This window comes from Nocardia sp. CDC519 (genome assembly GCF_059509835.1).
This window is the reverse complement of sequence record NZ_CM183377.1, coordinates 5,567,583-5,585,838: the sequence shown is the minus strand read 5'-3', so window position 1 is coordinate 5,585,838 and position 18,256 is coordinate 5,567,583. Positions and strand designations below refer to the sequence as shown.

The window sequence follows — 18,256 nt, the reverse complement described above, 5'->3', positions numbered from 1 at the left end:
TCGGTCACCACAGCACGGTTCGCCCCGGCCGCCGGGACGGCGGATACCGCGTCTGCCTGCGGTTGCGGGTATCACGATGCGCGGGCCCGGTCAGGGTGACTACCTTCACGGCTATGGCTATTGGCGCGCCCTCGGGAGGAGACATCGGCGAACCACGCGTCGACGATTTCGCGGCGCGTGGTCCACGACGACGCAGATTTCTGCGGCTGCCCGTGGTGACGCAGGCCGTCGGGCGGCTGGTCGGTGACCGGCAGGCGACCGCCGACACCATCGTCGCCGCTCCGACGCCGCTGCAGCCGATCGACCTCACCGACGACGCCAAGGTCGCCGAGGTGCTCGACCTCGCCGTGCGGATGGGTGAGGTGGTGCTGGCCTCCGGCACCTCGGTCAACGACACCACCACGACCGTCCGGTTCATCGCGGCCACCTACGGTCTGGCGCGCTGCGATGTCGATGTCACCTTCGACGCCATCCGCATCTGGGCCGACCGTGGCCGCTCGCTGCCGCCGGCCAGCAGCATGCGCATCGTGCACTACCGGGGGATGGATTTCACCCGGCTGGCGGCGGTGGACCGATTGACCCGGCGCATCCGCACCCAGATCGTCGACCCCGAAGACGCGCGTGCGGCGCTCGACGCCATCACCTCGGCGCCACACCCCTATCCGCGCTGGGTGGCGACCTTCGGCTGGTCACTGCTCGCCGCCTCGATCGCGGTGCTGCTCGGTGCCGGTGCGCTGGTCGCGGTGATCAGCTTCGCCGCCACGGCGGCGATCGACCGCGTCAACCGGATTCTCAATCGATACGGACTGCCCTTCTTCTTCCAGCACATGGTCGGCGGTGCGATCGCCGCCGCACCCGCGATCGTGCTGGCGACGCTGGCCGAACCGCTCGGCATCGACGTCGACCCGACGCTCATCATCGCGGCGGGTATCACCGTGTTGCTCAGTGGTCTGCAATTGGTCGGTTCGGTGCAGGACGCCATCACCGGTAGCCCGATCACCGCGGCGGCACGCATGCTGGAGGTGGTGATGATGACCGGCGGCATCGTCGCCGGGATCGCGCTGGCGCTGCGGATGGGCCAGATCCTCGGTGCCACCTCACCCCCGCTGGATCTCACTCCGGCCCGGGTCTTCACCGATCTGCCTGCCAAACTGCTCGCCGGTGCGGTGGCGGCGCTGGCCTACGCGCTGGCCTGTTACGCCGAGCGCCGGGCATTGGCCGCCGCCGCGCTCAGCGGCGCGGTGGGCACCGTCGTCTTCCTGCTGGTTCAGCACGCCGGGTTCGGGCCGGTGGTGTCCTCCGGCGCCGCGGCCACGATCATCGGCCTCGCCGGTGGTCTGATGGCGCGGCGCGCGTTGACCCCTCCGTTGATCGTCGCGGTCGCGGGCATCACCCCGCTGCTGCCGGGCCTCAGCGTCTATCGCGGCCTGTACGGCACGCTCAACGACGAACTGCTGATCGGGGCCAATCAATTGCTGGCCGCCCTCGGTGTCGGGTGTGCGCTGGCCGCCGGTGTCACCCTCGGCGAATGGTTCGACCGGACGGTGGTGCGCCCGCCGGTGCTGCGCCGCTTCGGCAACCTGCGCCGGCCCATCGTCCGGCGCCGTCGCAGGCCCGCCGGACTGCCGCCGTACCTGCGCAAGGAGATCCCGCCCTACCTCCGCAAGCAGAAGTGAGCCCGTCGCGGGAATATCGGTGAGCCGGTATCGTCGAAGCGATCGGTCCGCCGCGGCGCGGTCCCGCCACGGCGTGCCCGGGCCCGCGGCCGGCCGCGCAGACGGTTTCAGTGAGGGTGAGGTGGTTTCGGATATGTCGCACGGTCCGAATGTGTCGGAGACCGATCACGCTACCGCGGAGCCGCTGCCGTTCTCGGTGCAGATCCGCAGCGCCACCGCCCGTCAGCACGAAGAGGCGGAGAACTCCTCGTTCATCTCCGACATGCTCGGCGGCGAGCTCGGGGTCGAGTCCTACCTGCGCTACACCGGCCAGCTCTGGTTCATCTACCGCGCGCTGGAGGGCCGCTGGGACGCTTTGGCCGATGACCCGATCGCCGGGCCGTTCATCCGCCCCGAGCTGGCTCGCACCGCCGAACTCGAGCGCGACCTCGCCCATCTGGCCGGCCCGCGGTGGCGTGACGGGCTCGAACCGCTGCCCGCCACCGCCGCCTACGCCGCGCGCATCGATGAGTGCGCGCGCGAGTGGCCGGGCGGCTATATCGCCCATCACTACACCCGCTATCTCGGCGACCTGTCCGGTGGCCAGGTCATCCGCGGGACCGCAGAGAAACTGTGGAATCTGCCCCACCGGGGTGATGGTGTGCGGTTCTACGTCTTCGACGGCGTCGGCAACCCGGCCGCGTTCAAACGCGAGTACCGGGCGCTGCTGGACCGGATCCCGCTCGACGATCTGGAGCGTCGCCGCGTCCTCGATGAGGGTCAGCGGGCCTTCGCGATGAATACCGCCGTGTTCGAGGAGCTGGCCGAGGAATTCCCTACGCGACGGCCGTCCTGATCCGGTAGGCGACATCTGGTCAAGCGACCGATTGTCCGCTCTGGACGCGCGATTCGATTATCTGTCACCCTCGGTTTCATAATCCTTATCTGAAAACTGTTGTAACACACAAAATCCCCGTCGGCGCCGTCGTGACCATTCCCACAACGACTCCGCGCCCATCCGGCTTGCTACCGACGGGTAACCCCGATTATTGTTCCGGTCAGTCAGGACGAAGGTGTTCCTACTTTCGGCCCGGCGAAATCTTTCGGGGGGTCGAAATCTTCGATTGTCCGCATTCACCGCTGCATGCCGGACAGCTCTGTGCGACAACGGCTTCGAGTGAACAGCAGGGGTAGACAGTGGTCTCTTTTATTGTGACAGGCGGTACCGGATTTTTGGGTCGTCGTGTCGTGCAAGGAATTCTGGACAATGAACCGGACGCACAGGTGCACGTGCTGGTTCGCCCCGAATCGCTGGCCAAGTTCGCCTCGCTGGCGACTCGCTGGCGCGGGAGCGAACGGCTGCACCCGCTGGTCGGCGACCTGACCGCGGACGGCCTCGGACTCACCGAGCCCGCACCCGCCGCCGATCACATCATCCATCTCGGCGCCGTCTACGATATGACCGCCGACGAGACCACCGCGCACGCGGCGAATGTGCGCGGCACGAATTCGGTTCTGGCACTGGCGAAACAACTCGACGCGGTGCTGCATCACGTTTCTTCGGTGGCGGTGGCCGGTGATCATCGCGGCCAGTTCTTCGAAGAGGATTTCGATCTCGGGCAGCGCCTGACCTCGCCCTACCATCGCACCAAGTTCGCGGCAGAGAAAATGGTGCGCGAATCCCAGGGCGTGCGCTGGCGGGTGTACCGGCCGGCGATCATCGTCGGCGATTCCCGTACCGGCGAAATGGACAAGATCGACGGCCCCTACTACTTCTTCCCCGCCATTGCCGCGCTGGGCGGGCTGCCCGCCGACTTGCCGCTGCTGCTGCCCGATCTCGGCGCGACCAACGTGGTTCCGGTCGACTACGTGGCCGCGGCCATGGTCGAGCTGGTACGCAGGCCGGGCCTGGACGGGCGCACGTTCCACCTGGTGAATCCGCGCCCGCAACCCTTCGGTGAGATCTACGGCGCGCTCGCCGCCGCGGCCGGCGCGCCCTCGGGCGTGGGTCCGCTGCCGGGCAGCCGTCGCGCGTTGAGTGGGCTGTCGCATCTGCCCGGCGTGCCCGCGGTGCGCGATTTCCTGTTGGAACGGGTGGGCATTCCGGCAGCGGTCGCGCCGCACGTGTCGTTCTCGGCGGAGTTCGTCTCCGATTCCACCCGCGCGCTGCTGCGCGGGCTGCCGGTGCCGGAGTTCGACAGCTACGCGGCCCGGCTGTGGGAGTACTGGCGCGCCAACCTCGATCCGGATCGTCACCGGCCCGCCTCCTCCGAGGAGATCTTCACCGGCCGGGTAGTGCTCATCACCGGCGCGTCGTCGGGAATCGGGCTGGCCACCGCGCATGCGGTGGCGCGGCGCGGTGCGACAGTGCTGATGGTGGCGCGTGGCCGCGCGGAGTTGGCGGCCGCGGCGGAGGCGGTGCGTGCCGATGGCGGTGACGCGCACGCCTATCCATGCGATATCACCGATGCCGAGGCCGTCGGCACCCTGGTCGCCACGATTCTCGCCGACCACGGCGGGGTCGACTACCTGGTGAACAATGCCGGCCGGTCGATCCGCCGCTCGGTGCTCAATTCCACCGACCGGATGCACGACTTCGAACGGACCATGGCGGTCAACTATTTCGGCGCGGTCCGGCTGATCCTGGCGCTGCTGCCGTCGATGCGCGAGCGCCGCTTCGGCCACATCGTCAACATCTCCTCGATCGCGGTGCAGACGAAGGTGCCGCGGTTCGCCGCCTACGTCGCCAGCAAATCGGCGCTGGACAATTTCAGTGAGATCGCCGCGGTGGAGAATCGCGATGCGGGCATCACGTTCACCTCGGTGCGGATGCCGTTGGTGCGCACGCCGATGATCGCGCCGACCGATCTCTACCGTTCACTGCCGGTCCCCGACCCTGCGCAGGCGGCGGCCATCGTGGTGCGCGCGCTGGTCGAACGCCCCGACCGGATCGACACGCCGGTCGGCACGTTCGCGCAGGCGGTGGAGCTGCTGATGCCGTCGGTCAAGCGCACGATAATGCACCAGGGGTACCGGATCTTCGGTGAATCGAAGGCCGCCGCCGGGGTAGCGCCCCGGCCGGAAGGCCCCGGTGCGGCCACCGCCGATCAGTTCGCCGAGCAGCCGCGCAACCCGTTGACCGCGCTGTCGCCGGTCCTGCTGCCGCTCATGGCCTTGCCGGGCCCGGCGGCGCGGATGGCCAGGGTGGTGCCGGGCCTGCACTGGTAATCCGGCAGCTCAGAGCAGGCGAGTCGCGAAGTCGGCTGCCGCGGCGATGGTGTCGCGGTAGCCGACGTGCGCGTCCGGGTTCATCGCGCCGAGCTCACAGATCGGATCGCCTGGCGCGCAATAACTCCTGGTCCGGGCCGCATAGATGTCGGTGACCGACCACGCGTTGAGCCGCAGCGGATCACCGAACAGCAGCACCGCGGCGATCCGTGGCGCCAGCGCGGGCGGCAGCTGCCGGATTCCCGGCATCAGGGCCATCACTCCGGTGCCCAGCGCCCCGTGCACGACGAGGGCACCCTGTGAGTACCCGGTGACGATGTAGCGCTGTCCCGGACACTGTGCGGAACGGTCGACGAGGTGGCCGACCAGATCGGTGGTGCCCTGGCCGACCGACCCCGGATCGAGCAGGTCGGCGGGATAACGCACCGGATAGGCCCCGACGCTCACCGGCACCGTCTCGGTCACCGCGGCGTACAGCGGATCGCCCACCACCGCACCGAGATATCCCGGCTCATGGGTGCCGCGGGCGACGACCAGTTCCGCCGCCGCACAGCCGTCTCCCCTGGCCGCAGCACTCCAGCACCCGGTACCGAGCGCGAGCAGAACTGCCGCGAATAATGTTGCCGCAGTACGAATAATGGTCCGACCACACTGTCCGGCCATCGTGATCACCGCCGTTCACACCCGAAAGTGCCTGCCGGGGAGACGGTGTCGGCACACCGGCCCGGCCGTATCCGCGAAGGTACGAACGGTGCCCTACCGGGTCAAGCCGGATGCGCCAACCGATATCGACTCAACGCCCAACCGTGTCCTGATCCGGCACGGAACGAGCACCGCGGCGCCGCGAATCGTCCGTGCGCGAGGTCGCCGAGGGCGCGATCGGCGGCGTCGAGCGGATCGGGGTGGGTGGCCAGGTGGATGCGCTGCCGGCCCGCGGCGGCGAGGAACTCGTGCGCGTCGTCGCGGGTATTGGCGGTGACGCAGCGGATCTCGCGTTCCCGGAACAGATGCCGCTGATAGTTCATGGCCGGGACATCGCTGAGGTGTATGCCCGCGGGCCGCTCCCCATCGGGCCCGGCGTGCGCACTCGCCAGCACCGCATCGGCGATACCTGTCGCTGACCTGCTGCTCCATCGCACTCCTCGTGCTCGACGACGAGCGGTGTGGACGGTTTCTGCGACGAAGACTACTCCGCTGTGACGACCCGGCCGTCCGATGGGCGTGGTGACGCCGCGGTCAGAAACGAGACGCCAGCACATCCGCGGCTTCCCGCGCGAGACTCATGAGCATGCGGGCCTGACTGCTGATATCGGTGGCGGACCGGTCGGCCCCTACCCGGGTGCTCAGCGACAGAGCCGCGACCGCCATCCCCCGCCTGCGCACCGGCACCGCGACACAACCTATTCCGGGCACCGATTCCTCATTGTCGACCGCGACGCCCTGCCGGTGCCGGATACGGGCCAGTTCACGGTGCAGTTCGACGCGGTCGCCGATGGTGCGAGCGGTGAGCTGCGGTAGCCGCTCCCGGAACGAAGCGTCGACCACGCTCGGCTCCAGTGCGGCCAGCATGGCCTTGCCGAGGGCGGTGCTGTGCGCTGGCATGCGCCCGCCCAGCCGGGTGGGGACGTTCGCGGTATGCCGGCCGCCCACTTTGTCCAGGTAGAGGACCTCGCGCCCGTCCAGCACGCCGAGGTGCCCGACGAGTTCGAGATCGCTGTGCCTGCACAGGTCGTGCAGCAGCGGGCTCACCGCGTCGCGGATCTCGTTGTGCCCGGCGGCCAGTCCGCCGAGTTCGAGCACGCGCAGGCCGAGCCGGTAGCCGCCGGGTGCGTGCGCGAGCCAGCGCAGCCGGATCATCTGATCGAGGATGCGGTGGACGGTGGAGCGGGGCAAGCCGGTGCGTTCGACCAGTTGGTGCAGGGTGAGTATCGGGGTGGCACCGTCGAAAGCGTCCAGGATGAGGGTCATCCGCTCGATCATCGAGACCGGCGGCTCGGGGCGTGGCACCGGATCCCGACCGGCCCGCAACGCGCCGGTCCCGGGGTGAGTCGGCACCTCGACCGTCAAGATCAACCTCCATCGTGCAGCGGGTACAGCTTAGGAGCGGTGCACCCACGGGCAGTATGGATTCGGCCGGCCGAGACCACGATCACATACCGGCCGGTCTCGGTATCACGGGTCGCCGTCAGTTGGGCAGCAGCGGGGTGATGAGCCTGCTGCACAGCCATCGGCCATCGACGAGCTCCATGCGAGCCGACATCGAGATCTGCTCGGTCTCCTCCGGTTTGCCCGGCGGCGAGTTGATCTGGGTGAGCAGCACATCGACGTCGGCGACGGTGTCGGCAGCGCTCATGGTGGCGGTGCATGCGGCGTCGGCGGCACGTGACCGGATCGGGTCGGAGGCCACGAGCATCCCGACCACCGGCAGCACCCCCTGCGCCTGGGTTTCCCATTCGCCGGTCGCACCGTCATAGACGCGTTGCTCCCATCTGTCGGGATCGTCGTAGTCGTAGGTGGCCATCAGCTTGCTGTACTCGCAGGCCGCGTGTTCGGCGGCCGCCTGTGCCCCGGCGGGCGGCGTGGGCGGTGCGGGCATCTGCGGGTCGCCGCCGCCGCGCAGCACCACCGCGGTGATGGCGGCGGCGGCGAAGAGCGCGAGGGCGGCGAGCGCCGCGGCCAGTGGTTTGCGTGCGGTGCGCCATCGCGATGCCGGCGCCCGGTTCATCGCGGAAGTGGCGACCGCGGGCCGGTCGCCGGATCCGGCTCCCGGCGCGGCGTTCGGAGACAACGCTGTCGGGCCGGTCGCGCGCGGCGCGGTCAATGCCCGGCGGGCAGCGGCCGCCAATTCACCACAGCTGCCGTATCTTTCGTCGCGATTCTTGGCCATGGCTCTCGCGATGACGTCGTCGAAGGCCGGTGGAACCGCCGGGTTGCGCGCGCTCGGACGCGGCACCGGTGCGTTGAGGTGGGCGGCGATGAGCTGACCGGTGCTGGCCCCGGGATAGGGCAGCTCCCCGGTCAGCATGTAGTAGAGGGTGCAGCCGAGGGCGTACACATCGGCGCGGTGGTCGGTGTCGGCGCGCAATTCGAACTGCTCCGGCGCCGCGTAATGGAAACTGGCGTACAGCTCCCCGGTCCTGGTCAGGCCGTCGACGCGGTCGAGGGCCTTCGCGATACCGAAATCGGTGAGGTAGACCTGCCGTTGCGGTCCCCATTCCAGCAGGATGTTGGCGGGTTTGACATCTCGGTGCAACACACCGAACCGATGCGCGTGATCGAGGGCCTTCGCCGTTTCCTCGGTGATCCGGACGGCGTCGGCGGGCCGGATCGGCCCCTCCCGCAGTGCGGTCGCCACATCGGTGCCCTCGATGTACTGGATCGACATCCACAGCCGGTCCTGCTCCTGCCCCCTGGCATACACCGCGACGATATTCGGGTGCGCGAGCCGCGCCGCGGTATCGGCTTCCCGCAGGAATCGTGCGCGCACCTCGTCGTCGTCCCCGATTACGGGGCTGAGCAGCTTCAACGCGACCATCCGAGGCAGATCCCGGTCATGCGCCAGGTACACCTGCCCCATGCCGCCCTCCCCCAGCAGCCGTTCGATCCGATAACCGGCGAACTCCTGCCCCACCGCCAGCCGTCGATCCACCCGCAATCCCTCCACGAAACTGCCGCATACCTTAGCGGATGGGCGGGGCCCGCCGACCGCCACGAATTCTCGTGGCGCGGGGGTGTGGATCGTGCGTGCGACGGGATTCGGCTCAGAGACCGGGCCACCCGTACCGGGAGGAACCGGGCGCCAAGCCCGCCAGCCGGGGCTGGGCGGCCTGCTGCGGCGCGGGCTGCGGTGGGGATGCCTGGGTGCGGGCGGCGTCGGCGATGGTGCGGCGGTAGGCGTCCATGTCCATCCAGCGGATCTGCTGGACCAGTTCTTCGAGGTGGCCGGCGGGCAGGTAGCCGGCCTGCGAGTACACCAGCAGGCCTTCACGGAAACCCATCAGCCACGGATAGCTGTCGACCTGGGCGGCGGCGACCAGGCCGGGTTCGGCCTCACCGTCGATGGTGGCGTGCACGATGTCCGGATGGGTATCGGCCGAGGATTGATAGACCGGCGCGAAACGGGTGCACCAGCCGCACCAGGATGCCCAGAACTCCACCAGCACGATGTGGTTGCTCGCGATGACCTGGTCGAAGGTCTGCTGGGTGAGCGCTCTCGTCGGCATCGGTGTTCCTCCCGGCGACCGGCTCGGACCCGAGTCGCTCCTCGCGTGCAACCGACCTCGAATCCTGGCACAGCACGCGGCCGCCCCCGCGCCGAGGTCGCCCGCGCTCACCGCGATCGCCTCGACGACCGGGCAGCTGCGCCGGGACAGGACGACGCCGACCTCATCCCGCGCTCGCCGATGAATTCCGTCCTCTCGACCGGTCCTATCCCTGAACGGCCGGTGTGCGCGGCCGGCCGATGCGCGACGAACAGGAGTCGACAATGACCGAAACCGATGTCCGAACGGTGGTCGCCGAGCAACGCCGATATCTCACCGAGGTGCTGGGCGGGCTGGACGAAACGGGCTGGGACGCGCCGACGCTGTGCGAGGGGTGGCGGGTGCGCGAAGTCGTCGCCCACATCACCATGCCGTACCGGCTCTCGCTGCCGCGGTTCGTCCTCGGCATGATCAGGGCAGGCGGCAATTTCAACCGCATGTCCGATCGCAGCGCCCGCGCCGACGCGGCGCACATGGCCTCGTCACAGCTGTTGACCTGCCTGCACGACAACGTGCACCACCCATGGAAGCCGCCCGGCGGTGGCTACGTCGGCGCCCTCAGCCACGACATCATCCACGGCCTCGATATCACCGTCGGCCTCGGCCTCGACGACGTGCTGCCCGAACATCGGCTGCGACCGGTGCTGGAATCGGTGCGGCCGAAGCAGGTGAAGTACTTCGGCGTCGACCTCGACGGCATCCAGCTGCGCGCCGACGACCTCGACTGGACCTACGGCACCGGCGCCCCGCTCACCGGCCGCGCCCAAGACCTGCTGCTGGTGTTGTGCGGACGCAGCCTCCCGGCAGGTCATCTGCGCGGTTCTGCGGCGGATCGGTTCAGCGCCGCCCGGTGAGTCCGGCGCCGCCGAAAATTCATCCCACGCTTGCGTGGCCCGCGCGGTACAGTCCCCCGGTGGCATGGATAGCCCCCGAGATCGATCGGATCGAGACGTTGTCCGTGGCCGAGGAACGGCCGATGTTGCAGTCCTGGCTGGCCTACCACCGCCAGACGCTGCTGCTGAAATGCGCGGGCCTGGACGCCGCTCAGCTCGCGCAACGGTGCGTCGCCCCGTCGAAGATGTCCCTGCACGGTCTCGTCCGGCACCTCACCGAGAACGAACGCGGCTGGTTCCGCGTCACCGCCGCCGGCGAATCCCTCGGCTACCTCTACTGCTCCGAGGACAACCCCGACGGCGATTTCGACGACGTCCCGGACGTCGACCCGGCCACCGACCTCGCCACCTACCACCGCGAGATCGAAGCGGCCGACGCCGCCGTGGCCGCCCTCCCCCTCGACCACCGCTGCCACCACCCCGTCACCGGCACCGAATACACCCTGCGCTGGATCTACCTGCACATGATCGAGGAATACGCCCGCCACAACGGCCACGCCGACTTCCTCCGCGAACGCATCGACGGACGGACGGGCGAGTAGGACATCCGCCCGGCTGCGCCGCGGCCGAGTGCGGCCGGCTGCACTCCCCCGGGGCACCGAGCTGCCCCGGAGCGAACCAGGCGGTGCGATGATCGCGAGCGACCACCGCACCGCCGACCGTCAGATCATCGAGGGCACGGCCGTGTTCGCGGCCACCATGACCGCGGCCATGGACGCGGTCAGCACGGAATCGCTACGGCCGCACGACCATCCGGTTCGGCCGTTGATCCGGTACTCGAGGTAGGTGATGGCCGGACCGGCATTGCCTGCGCCGAGCGATTGCTGATGCAGGGCCAGGACTTCCACCGGGCGGCCGATGTCCCGGAGCGCGCAGGCCAGTGCGTCGATCGGCCCGACGTCGTGATGGTCGGTGGTGTGCGTGCGCCCGTCGGCGGTCAGGGTGATGGTGGTAGTGGATTCGCCGGACTGCCAGTGGTCGAGGGTGACGGTGGCGGGACCGGTGGCCAGGTAGGTCCGGTCGAACAGTTCGCGCAGCTCGGCCGCGGTGATCTCGGCACCGGTACCGTCGGTGTGTTGTTGTACGTGCCGGGCGAAATCGATTTGCAGGCGCCGCGGCAGGTCCATGCCGAATTCACTGTTCAGCAGGTAGGCGATGCCACCTTTGCCGGATTGGGAATTCACCCGGATCACCGCGTCGTAGCTGCGGCCGAGGTCGGCGGGGTCGATCGGCAGATACGGGACCCGCCAGTCGAGCTCGCGTTCGGGGCGGCCGGTGGCGGCGGCGCGGGCACGGTGCTCGGCCAGGCCCTTGTTGATGGCGTCCTGATGGGTGCCCGAAAACGCGGTATGCACCAGATCGCCGACGTAGGGATGGCGCTCGGGGATGGGCAGCCGGGTGCAGTGTTCGACGGTGCGGCGGATCTCGTCGATATCGGAGAAGTCGATCATCGGGTCCACACCCTGGGCGTGCAGATTCAAGGCGAGGGTGGCGATGTCGACGTTGCCGGTGCGTTCACCGTTGCCGAACACGCAGCCCTCCACCCGCTGCGCCCCGGCCAGCACGGCGAGTTCGGCGCAGGCGATGCCGGTGCCGCGATCGTTGTGCGGATGCACCGACAGGATGACGCCGTCACGCCGCGCCAAGGTGCGATGCATGTACTCGATCTGATCGGCGTACACATTCGGCGTCGCCACTTCCACCGTCGCAGGCAGGTTGAGGATCACCGGCCGTTCGGGCCTGGCATCCCACAGCTCGGTCATCGCATCGCAGATATCGCGCACATAACCCGGTTCGGTCAGGTTGAACACCTCCGGGGAGAACTCGAAGCGCACATCGGGCAGATCGCCCGCGAATTCGAGCACATCGCGTCCGCCCGCCAGGATCATGTCGCGCAGTTCACGAATGTCCTTGCCGAGCACGGTGTTGCGCCATACCGGCGCGGTAGCGGTGTACATGTGGATGACGACCTCGTTGCGCAGTCCACGCACCGATGCGACGGTCCGTTCGATCAGATCCCGCCGGGCGGGCGTGAACACCACAATGGTGACGTCGGACGGCGCGATATCGGTGTCGGCCAGCAACCGCACGAAATCGAAATCGGTCTGCGAGGCCGACGGATAGCCGACCTCGATCTCCTTGTATCCCATGGCGACCAGCAGTTCGAAGAATCGCCGTTTGCGTGCGGGATCCATCGGTTCGGCCAGCGCTTGATTGCCGTCACGCAGGTCTACCGGCACCCACAGCGGCGCCTGAACGATCTGCGCCGAAGGCCAATCACGGTGCACCAGTGGCACATCCACACGTTCGTAGACGTTGCGGTAGCGGTGCGAGGGCATCTGCGAATGCCGCTGCCGGTTCCACGCGGGAGCCTGCGCGGGGATGCGGCCCGCCGGCGTGTCGATGGTGGGGAATGCACGCGATGTCATGGTTCTGCTTCCTGGCCGTGCGGCCGTCACGAAAGGAGGTGACCGGCCGACGACGAAACCCCACGGCGGGGTGGCCGATCGGTCAGGCCCCGCCGTGGCGGTCGAGGAGCAGGCGGTAGGCGAGCATGGCCTAGACTATACACAACTCCTCAGACAAGTAGAGAGGTTGGCGCATGGACAGCCAGGTACGCCGGCATCCGCTGGCCGAGCAGGCAGCCGAACTGCTGCTGGCACGCATCCGCGGCGGCGAATGGCCGCTGGGACACCGGCTCCCCGGCGAGACGACCTTGGCCGCGCAACTGGGTGTGGGCCGCTCGACGGTGCGCGAAGCGATCCGCGAGCTGGCGGGCAAGGGCGTGCTGGCCAGCAGACAGGGCGCGGGGGTGTTCGTCACGGCACTCGATGTCAGCGAGGAATGGGACATCGTGCTGCGTCGCGCCACCATCGCCTCGGTGATCGAGGCCCGCATCGCCATCGAAGCCGAGGCGGCCGCCCTGGCCGCGCACCGGCGCACCCCCACCGACCTGCGGGCGATCCGGCGCGCGCTGGCCGGCCGGAACGTGCCGGGGCAGACGGTCGCCGAGCACGTCGACGCGGACATGCAGTTCCACCGCGCGGTCCTCGTCGCCGCCCACAACGACATCCTGGTGCAGCTGTTCGACGCATTCCTGCCGCGCCTGCGACTGGCGATGATCGACATGCTCGAGATCCGCCCGGTCCCCTCCGAGCGAGCCGATCACGCCGCCCACGAACAGCTCGCGGACGCGATCGCGGCCCGAAACCCCACGGCGGCCGCAGAATTCAGCCGCACCCACCTCACCGCCCTGAAGGAGGCGTTCTCGTGACCACACCGGTGCTCGATCTGACCGAGGTGACCTTCCGGCGCGAGGGCAAACAGATCCTCGACGGCATCTCGCTGACCGTGCACGCCGGCGAACACTGGGCACTACTCGGGCCCAACGGTGCGGGCAAGAGCACCCTGCTCGGATTGTGCGGCGCTGTCACCCACCCGACCTCCGGCACGGTCCATGTGCTCGGCGAGCAGCTGGGGCGGGTGGAATTGCAGCGGCTGCGCCGATCCATCGGGCATGTCAACCCGCGCCATCCCCTGCGGTATCCGTTGACGGTGCGCGAGGTGGTGCTCACCGGGCTCACCGGCACGATCGATACCCCGATGCGCTGGAGTCCGTCGGCCGACGATCTGGCTCGCGCGCACGCCATGATCGACACCGTCGGCCTGTCCGGGAAGGCCGGCGAGATATGGCCGACGCTGTCACAGGGTGAGCGCGGCCGCACCCTGATCGCCCGCGCCCTGATCGCCGATCCGCGCCTGCTGCTGCTCGACGAACCGTCCACCGGCCTCGATGTCGCCGCTCGCGAACAGCTGCTGGAGACGATCGACGCGCTCGACCGGACCCATCCGGAAGTGGCGTCGATCCTGGTCACCCATCACCTCGAGGAGCTGCCGAGCACCACGACCCACGCCCTGCTGATCGCTGCGGGCCGTACCGTGGCGTGCGGGACCGCCGAGGAGACCATCACCACCGAAACGATCTCGGCGACCTTCGCCCACCCGGTCGAGGTGCACCGCACCCACAACCGCTGGACTGCCCGCTCCCCCATCCCCGAGCTCAACCGTTCCTGAACATTTTGTGCCACACAGCGCTGCGGGCGGGCGGCGCGGCGATATCGCGGCCCCCGGGTGCCGGACAGAGCGGCGGGTGCTGGTCGCGCCGCGCTATCGGCGGCGCAGGAGAATCCCGCGAATGAACGCCGCCTGGCCCGAGTGCTGGATGTCGTCGTCGATGACGCTGATCAGCCGAACACCGAGCGTGACCGGCGGCTCCCAGCGGGTGTCGACCACGCGCGGCAGATCGGCATCGGTGAGCCCGGCGACGTAGTCGACCGTCTGGGCGTGCACCGCGTCGTGGTAGCCGAGCAACAGCTCCGCAGGCACCTGCGCGAGCGCATCGACCTCGGCCGCGGAATGCCCGTACCCCGTGTCGGCCGCCGGGAACGGCAACCCGAACCGCCGCACCCAGCCATCGCGGGTCCACACCTGCTCGGTCCCCGCCACATCCGCGATGTGGTCGTCCTGCACCCGGGTCAGGTGCCACACCAGCCAGGCGATCGAGTTGGCCTCCGGATCGAGCCGCGCCCCCAGCTCGGCCCCCGTCAACCCCTCCACTGCCCCGCGCACGTTCTCCCGGATCCGCCCGAACCCGTCGATCAACAGCTCAGCACTGGTCATGTTCGGTGCAAGACCGGGGCCGGTGCCCGGTATTCCCCTCGGATCAATAGAGCTCACATTCCCATGACTCCAGCGCCGGCTCACCTGGCGGGAGCTCACCGGTGCAGTACCGATACAGCCACGTGGCAGCGCGCCGCTCGGCATACTTCTCGTTGATCGGCTCGCCGGATTCGTCCAGTTCGAGGACATTCACGAAGATGGCGAAACAGATCTCCATCTGGGACGGCGAGTCCTTCAGTTCATCCCAGTAGTCGATGCCTTCCAGCATCGGATGGCCGACCGATCCGCGGGCAACCCACCCGGCGAAACGTCGAAGCGCACCCGACACACCATGAGACAGCTTCTGGGACATCTGTGCACCGTACGTCGCGGGCAGATCGCGCCTCCACTCGACCGGTCCCGTTCGGTGCGATGCGGGCGACAGCGCCCGCATCGCACCGCGCCGTCACGGTGCCGAAGATTCCATCGCGAACGCGAGCGCAGGCGAATCCGACGCCGGCGCGATCCGCACGGGCAGCTCGGCCAACCCCCGGATGAGCAGGCTCTTGCGCCACACCAGGTCGTCGAACCCGGCGTTCAGCGACAGGGTGGGGATGCGGTCGAGCAGCCTGGTGAGGGCGATCGTCGCCTCGGTGCGGGCCAGGGCGGCGCCGAGGCAGTAGTGGATGCCGTGGCCGAAGGCGATATGCCGATGGTCGGTGCGGCCGGGATTCATCCGGTCCGGATCATTGAACAGGCGTGGATCACGGTTGGCGGCGGCGAGAGAGATCATGATGAATTCACCGGCCTCGATATCCTGGCCGCCCAACGTGATCGGCGCCGTGGTGTAGCGCGCGGTGGCCAGGTGCACCGGGCCCTGGCAGCGCAGCACCTCGTCGAGGAAGGCCGGGATGCCCTCCGGGTCGCGCCGCAGCCGCTCCGCGGTGGCCGGGTCGCGCAGCAGTTCGAGCACCGCGTTGCCGATGAGGTTGACGGTGGTTTCGTGACCGGCGGCCAGCAGCAGGAACAGCATCGCGATGAGTTCCTGCTGATCGAGCCGGTCGTCGTCGTCCTTGGCGATGATGAGCTCCGACAGCAGGTCCTCGCGCGGATCATCGGTGCGGGCGGCGATCAGCTCGGTGAGGTAGGTGAAGAAGCTGATCCCGGCCGTAGTGCGGTCCTCGATCGGGGCGGCATCGTTCACCAGAACAGCTGTCCAGGAACGGAAGTCGTCTTTGTCGTCGTCCGGTACGCCGAGCAGTTCGCAGATCACCGCGATCGGCAGCGGGAAGGCGTAGCTGTCGAGCAGATCCACGGTGTGGTGTCCGGCCATCTCGTCGAGCAGACCATCGGCCAGTTCGGTGATCCGCGGGCCGAGCTCGCGAATGGCACGGCCGGCGAACGCTTTCGACACCAGCTTGCGTAGCCGGGTGTGCTGCGGTGGGTCGGCGAAGAGCATGTTGTCGTTGATGGCGGCATTGAACATCTCGGCGGCACCGTGTTTGGCCAGTACCGCTTGGCCTTCCGGTGATCCGATCCGCTTGCTGATGCTCGGCTCGACGAAGGCCTGCTTGGCCACCTCGTGGTCGACGACCAGCCAGCCCACCACCCCGTCCAGCCGAATACGGTGGATCGGTCCGCGTTCGCGCAGCGTCCGGTAGACGGCGTGCGGATCCTGATAGAACTCGTCGGTCAGCTCGAGAATCTGATGTGCGGCCGTCACGAACGACCACCGTCCCGCGCTGCCGCGTCCGGCGATGAATCCAGGGAGTGCACGTGCCACAGTCCTTTCCACGTTCGAACAGTTCTGACGTGTGCCCCGCGTGGACCCGATCCAGCGCACGGCCCGCGCGAATCGCGGCGGACAGTGTGGCGCTCCGAACTTTCGATCAGGTCTGCGACGGTGCGTGGTCGAGCAGTGTCGATCGGTGTGACGCGGAAAAGCCCGGTGCTGCGACCGGTTGGGGCCGACGGCATCTCGATCACCCGCCGTGGCGGCCGCTTTTCCGGGTGACATCATTGCACGGCCGTCCGGGCCGGCCGCAGCGGATCGGCGAAAGCCGTCCCGGATCGCCCCGCCTCAGGCGCGCACGGCCTCGGCTTCGGCCAGTTCCTTCAGCGTCCGCAACTGTTTGCGCATCATGATCACGTCGCCGAGGGCGAGCACCCGGCCCACCAGGCGCGGACCGCCCATCCGGACCCGGACGACGAGCCTGGAGCCCGACCCCTCCGGTCGCACCGCGTAGGTCACGCAGATATCGTCGGCGCGCAATGTCACATGCCTGCCGAGGGCAAACGATTCCAGCACGAACTGCCCCATGAACTCCTGCCCGACCGCGAGTTCGGTCAACTGCGGATCACGCACCCGCGGACTGGATTTCCAGCGATTGCCGATGCGATAGCTGTAGGTGGCCACCCGCAGCTGGCACAGCCAGGAGAACACCGCGGCGGGCGGGGCGGCGATGCTGATGGCGCGGTCGGCGACCAGGGCATCGGGTTCGAGGTCATCGCACGGCAGCGGCGCCTCGCGTTCGGCTTCGGTGGCGCCCCACACCAGTCCGGCGTTCATGCCGCCGCCACGACGCGGGCGAGCATCCGGCGGACCACCAGCTTGTGCCCACCGGTGCCGATCACCAGCGCCCGGTAGATCGAACCCGCGAGGCCGGGGAATTCCGCACGGGTGATCGCACGCACGACGGTATGGCGTGGGCCGTCGTCGTCGAGTTCGAAGGTCAGGCTGTACCGGGAGAAGGGATGGCTGCCCGCGAGGGCGAGCCGACGCGGCGGATCGGCCTCTTCCACTGCGAACCCGCCGGGCACGGTCGACGGATCGGCCGGATCCTTACAGACAACTTTCCGCAATGCCTTCCACGTCCGGTCGCGGTTCGCGTCGACCGATCTGGCATGCTCATCGATATAGGGCAATCGCTCCATATGGAAGGAACGTACTAGTACATGGCTCCGCCCCGCAAGCACGACACCGATGTGATCCTCGACGCAGCCCGCGCTCTGGTACTGGCCGACGGACCGCGCGCGGCGAGCGTCGCCGCGATCGCCGACGCCAGCGGCGCTCCGGTCGGCACGCTGTACCACCGCTTCGGAAACCGCAACGGTGTGCTCACCGCGGCGTGGATCCGCGCGCTCGAACGGTTCCAGGACCGAGTCGAGGCCGCTGCCGAGGAGCCGGACCCACTGGAGGCCGGCGTGGCCATGGTGCGTGCGGCGCTCGGATTCGGCCGTGACCTGCCCGAGGATGCCCGGCTGCTGCTCAGCCTGCGTCCGAGCGATCTGCTCGACGGCAGCCCCGACGAGGAGTTCGGTGCCCGGCTGGCCGGCATGAACGCGCCGCTGATCGAGCAGCTACGGCGGATCGCCGCAGGGCTGTTCGGGCGCGCCGGAGAACGTGAAGTCGACGCGGTCGCCCGCGCGATCGCCGATCTGCCGTACGCCGCGCTGCGCAGACACGCCCACGCGCCCGAACTCCCGGAGTGGCTCGACGACGACGTCACCGCCGCCGCGCGCACGCTGCTCGAGTCCTACCGCCGCAGCTGAACCGGAC

General features: G+C 68.8%; 18 protein-coding genes and 1 pseudogene. 8 read left to right on the top strand and 11 right to left on the bottom strand.

Features of this window, described 5'->3' with window-relative positions; all coding sequences use genetic code 11:
- The first annotated feature begins 113 nt into the window (after nucleotides 1-113).
- From AC5W7N_RS25250 to AC5W7N_RS25240, 3 genes are all read left to right on the top strand, one after another.
- The gene (locus AC5W7N_RS25250; protein ID WP_228807088.1) at nucleotides 114-1,676 is read left to right on the top strand and encodes a threonine/serine exporter family protein; all 1,563 of its coding nucleotides are present in this window, start codon (nucleotides 114-116) and stop codon (nucleotides 1,674-1,676) included.
- Nucleotides 1,677-1,827: 151 nt separating this feature from the next.
- Complete coding sequence (locus AC5W7N_RS25245; protein ID WP_280211592.1) at nucleotides 1,828-2,511, top strand: biliverdin-producing heme oxygenase; 684 nt, start codon at nucleotides 1,828-1,830, stop codon at nucleotides 2,509-2,511.
- Between the two features lie 341 nt (nucleotides 2,512-2,852).
- Nucleotides 2,853-4,883 (top strand): SDR family oxidoreductase, encoded by a 2,031-nt coding sequence (locus tag AC5W7N_RS25240; protein WP_495922306.1) that lies wholly within the window; start codon nucleotides 2,853-2,855, stop codon nucleotides 4,881-4,883.
- A gap of 9 nt (nucleotides 4,884-4,892) precedes the next feature.
- On the opposite strand, the gene AC5W7N_RS25235 is transcribed toward AC5W7N_RS25240, so the two are convergent.
- From AC5W7N_RS25235 to AC5W7N_RS25215, 5 genes and pseudogenes are all read right to left on the bottom strand, one after another.
- The gene (locus AC5W7N_RS25235) at nucleotides 4,893-5,546 is read right to left on the bottom strand and encodes a cutinase family protein (protein ID WP_228806677.1); all 654 of its coding nucleotides are present in this window, start codon (nucleotides 5,544-5,546) and stop codon (nucleotides 4,893-4,895) included.
- A gap of 159 nt (nucleotides 5,547-5,705) precedes the next feature.
- Nucleotides 5,706-5,938, bottom strand: a pseudogene (locus AC5W7N_RS25230) (alcohol dehydrogenase); the annotation flags it as partial.
- A 181-nt stretch (nucleotides 5,939-6,119) separates the two neighbouring features.
- The gene (locus AC5W7N_RS25225; RefSeq protein WP_163812247.1) at nucleotides 6,120-6,950 is read right to left on the bottom strand and encodes an IclR family transcriptional regulator; all 831 of its coding nucleotides are present in this window, start codon (nucleotides 6,948-6,950) and stop codon (nucleotides 6,120-6,122) included.
- A 118-nt stretch (nucleotides 6,951-7,068) separates the two neighbouring features.
- Nucleotides 7,069-8,532 carry a serine/threonine-protein kinase gene (locus AC5W7N_RS25220; RefSeq protein ID WP_280211598.1) on the bottom strand — a complete coding sequence of 488 codons (1,464 nt, stop codon included), beginning with the start codon at nucleotides 8,530-8,532 and terminating at the stop codon, nucleotides 7,069-7,071.
- Nucleotides 8,533-8,644: 112 nt separating this feature from the next.
- Nucleotides 8,645-9,106, bottom strand: coding sequence for a thioredoxin family protein (locus AC5W7N_RS25215; protein WP_163812249.1), 462 nt, complete (start codon nucleotides 9,104-9,106; stop codon nucleotides 8,645-8,647).
- Between the two features lie 263 nt (nucleotides 9,107-9,369).
- Here AC5W7N_RS25215 and AC5W7N_RS25210 point away from each other — a divergent pair, with 263 nt between their 5' ends.
- Both AC5W7N_RS25210 and AC5W7N_RS25205 read left to right on the top strand, forming a co-directional pair.
- Nucleotides 9,370-9,999 (top strand): maleylpyruvate isomerase family mycothiol-dependent enzyme, encoded by a 630-nt coding sequence (locus AC5W7N_RS25210; protein ID WP_194991352.1) that lies wholly within the window; start codon nucleotides 9,370-9,372, stop codon nucleotides 9,997-9,999.
- A 59-nt stretch (nucleotides 10,000-10,058) separates the two neighbouring features.
- Nucleotides 10,059-10,580 carry a DinB family protein gene (locus tag AC5W7N_RS25205; protein ID WP_194991351.1) on the top strand — a complete coding sequence of 174 codons (522 nt, stop codon included), beginning with the start codon at nucleotides 10,059-10,061 and terminating at the stop codon, nucleotides 10,578-10,580.
- Between the two features lie 120 nt (nucleotides 10,581-10,700).
- Here AC5W7N_RS25205 and AC5W7N_RS25200 read toward each other — a convergent pair whose 3' ends face one another.
- A complete protein-coding gene (locus AC5W7N_RS25200) occupies nucleotides 10,701-12,467 on the bottom strand; it encodes a 2-isopropylmalate synthase (RefSeq protein ID WP_194991350.1) in 1,767 nt (588 codons plus the stop codon).
- A 173-nt stretch (nucleotides 12,468-12,640) separates the two neighbouring features.
- Between AC5W7N_RS25200 and AC5W7N_RS25195 the strand changes: the two genes are divergently transcribed.
- Nucleotides 12,641-13,312 carry a FadR/GntR family transcriptional regulator gene (locus AC5W7N_RS25195; protein WP_163812257.1) on the top strand — a complete coding sequence of 224 codons (672 nt, stop codon included), beginning with the start codon at nucleotides 12,641-12,643 and terminating at the stop codon, nucleotides 13,310-13,312.
- A complete protein-coding gene (locus tag AC5W7N_RS25190) occupies nucleotides 13,309-14,112 on the top strand; it encodes an ABC transporter ATP-binding protein (RefSeq protein ID WP_194991348.1) in 804 nt (267 codons plus the stop codon). Before AC5W7N_RS25195 ends, AC5W7N_RS25190 begins: the two co-directional genes overlap by 4 nt.
- A 93-nt stretch (nucleotides 14,113-14,205) precedes the next feature.
- On the opposite strand, the gene AC5W7N_RS25185 is transcribed toward AC5W7N_RS25190, so the two are convergent.
- From AC5W7N_RS25185 to AC5W7N_RS25165, 5 genes are all read right to left on the bottom strand, one after another.
- Nucleotides 14,206-14,718, bottom strand: a complete 513-nt coding sequence (locus tag AC5W7N_RS25185) for a mycothiol transferase (protein ID WP_194991347.1) — start codon at nucleotides 14,716-14,718, stop codon at nucleotides 14,206-14,208.
- Nucleotides 14,719-14,761: 43 nt separating this feature from the next.
- Nucleotides 14,762-15,070 carry a DUF7677 family protein gene (locus tag AC5W7N_RS25180; RefSeq protein WP_218586385.1) on the bottom strand — a complete coding sequence of 103 codons (309 nt, stop codon included), beginning with the start codon at nucleotides 15,068-15,070 and terminating at the stop codon, nucleotides 14,762-14,764.
- 93 nt (nucleotides 15,071-15,163) lie between these two features.
- Nucleotides 15,164-16,480, bottom strand: a complete 1,317-nt coding sequence (locus AC5W7N_RS25175; RefSeq protein ID WP_280213786.1) for a cytochrome P450 family protein — start codon at nucleotides 16,478-16,480, stop codon at nucleotides 15,164-15,166.
- Between the two features lie 297 nt (nucleotides 16,481-16,777).
- Entirely contained in the window at nucleotides 16,778-17,266 is a 489-nt protein-coding gene (locus tag AC5W7N_RS25170; protein ID WP_194992129.1) for a hypothetical protein, read from the bottom strand.
- Nucleotides 17,263-17,631: a hypothetical protein gene (locus AC5W7N_RS25165; protein WP_194992130.1), complete on the bottom strand. Its 369-nt coding sequence runs from the start codon at nucleotides 17,629-17,631 to the stop codon at nucleotides 17,263-17,265. The genes AC5W7N_RS25170 and AC5W7N_RS25165 overlap by 4 nt, the downstream gene beginning before the upstream one ends.
- A gap of 21 nt (nucleotides 17,632-17,652) precedes the next feature.
- On the opposite strand from AC5W7N_RS25165, the gene AC5W7N_RS25160 reads away from it, so the two are divergent.
- A complete protein-coding gene (locus AC5W7N_RS25160; protein ID WP_163812268.1) occupies nucleotides 17,653-18,249 on the top strand; it encodes a TetR/AcrR family transcriptional regulator in 597 nt (198 codons plus the stop codon).
- Nucleotides 18,250-18,256: the final 7 nt, after the last annotated feature.

Bases quoted from the DNA above. Each gene is read 5' to 3' on its own strand.
- AC5W7N_RS25250 (WP_228807088.1), top strand. From the start codon at position 114: ATGGCTATTGGCGCGCCCTCGGGAGGAGACATCGGCGAACCACGCGTC.
- AC5W7N_RS25235 (WP_228806677.1), bottom strand. From the start codon at position 5,546: ATGGCCGGACAGTGTGGTCGGACCATTATTCGTACTGCGGCAACATTA.
- AC5W7N_RS25215 (WP_163812249.1), bottom strand. From the start codon at position 9,106: ATGCCGACGAGAGCGCTCACCCAGCAGACCTTCGACCAGGTCATCGCG.
- AC5W7N_RS25210 (WP_194991352.1), top strand. From the start codon at position 9,370: ATGACCGAAACCGATGTCCGAACGGTGGTCGCCGAGCAACGCCGATAT.
- AC5W7N_RS25200 (WP_194991350.1), bottom strand. From the start codon at position 12,467: ATGACATCGCGTGCATTCCCCACCATCGACACGCCGGCGGGCCGCATC.
- AC5W7N_RS25195 (WP_163812257.1), top strand. From the start codon at position 12,641: ATGGACAGCCAGGTACGCCGGCATCCGCTGGCCGAGCAGGCAGCCGAA.
- AC5W7N_RS25185 (WP_194991347.1), bottom strand. From the start codon at position 14,718: ATGACCAGTGCTGAGCTGTTGATCGACGGGTTCGGGCGGATCCGGGAG.
- AC5W7N_RS25180 (WP_218586385.1), bottom strand. From the start codon at position 15,070: ATGTCCCAGAAGCTGTCTCATGGTGTGTCGGGTGCGCTTCGACGTTTC.
- AC5W7N_RS25170 (WP_194992129.1), bottom strand. From the start codon at position 17,266: ATGAACGCCGGACTGGTGTGGGGCGCCACCGAAGCCGAACGCGAGGCG.
- AC5W7N_RS25165 (WP_194992130.1), bottom strand. From the start codon at position 17,631: ATGGAGCGATTGCCCTATATCGATGAGCATGCCAGATCGGTCGACGCG.
- AC5W7N_RS25160 (WP_163812268.1), top strand. From the start codon at position 17,653: ATGGCTCCGCCCCGCAAGCACGACACCGATGTGATCCTCGACGCAGCC.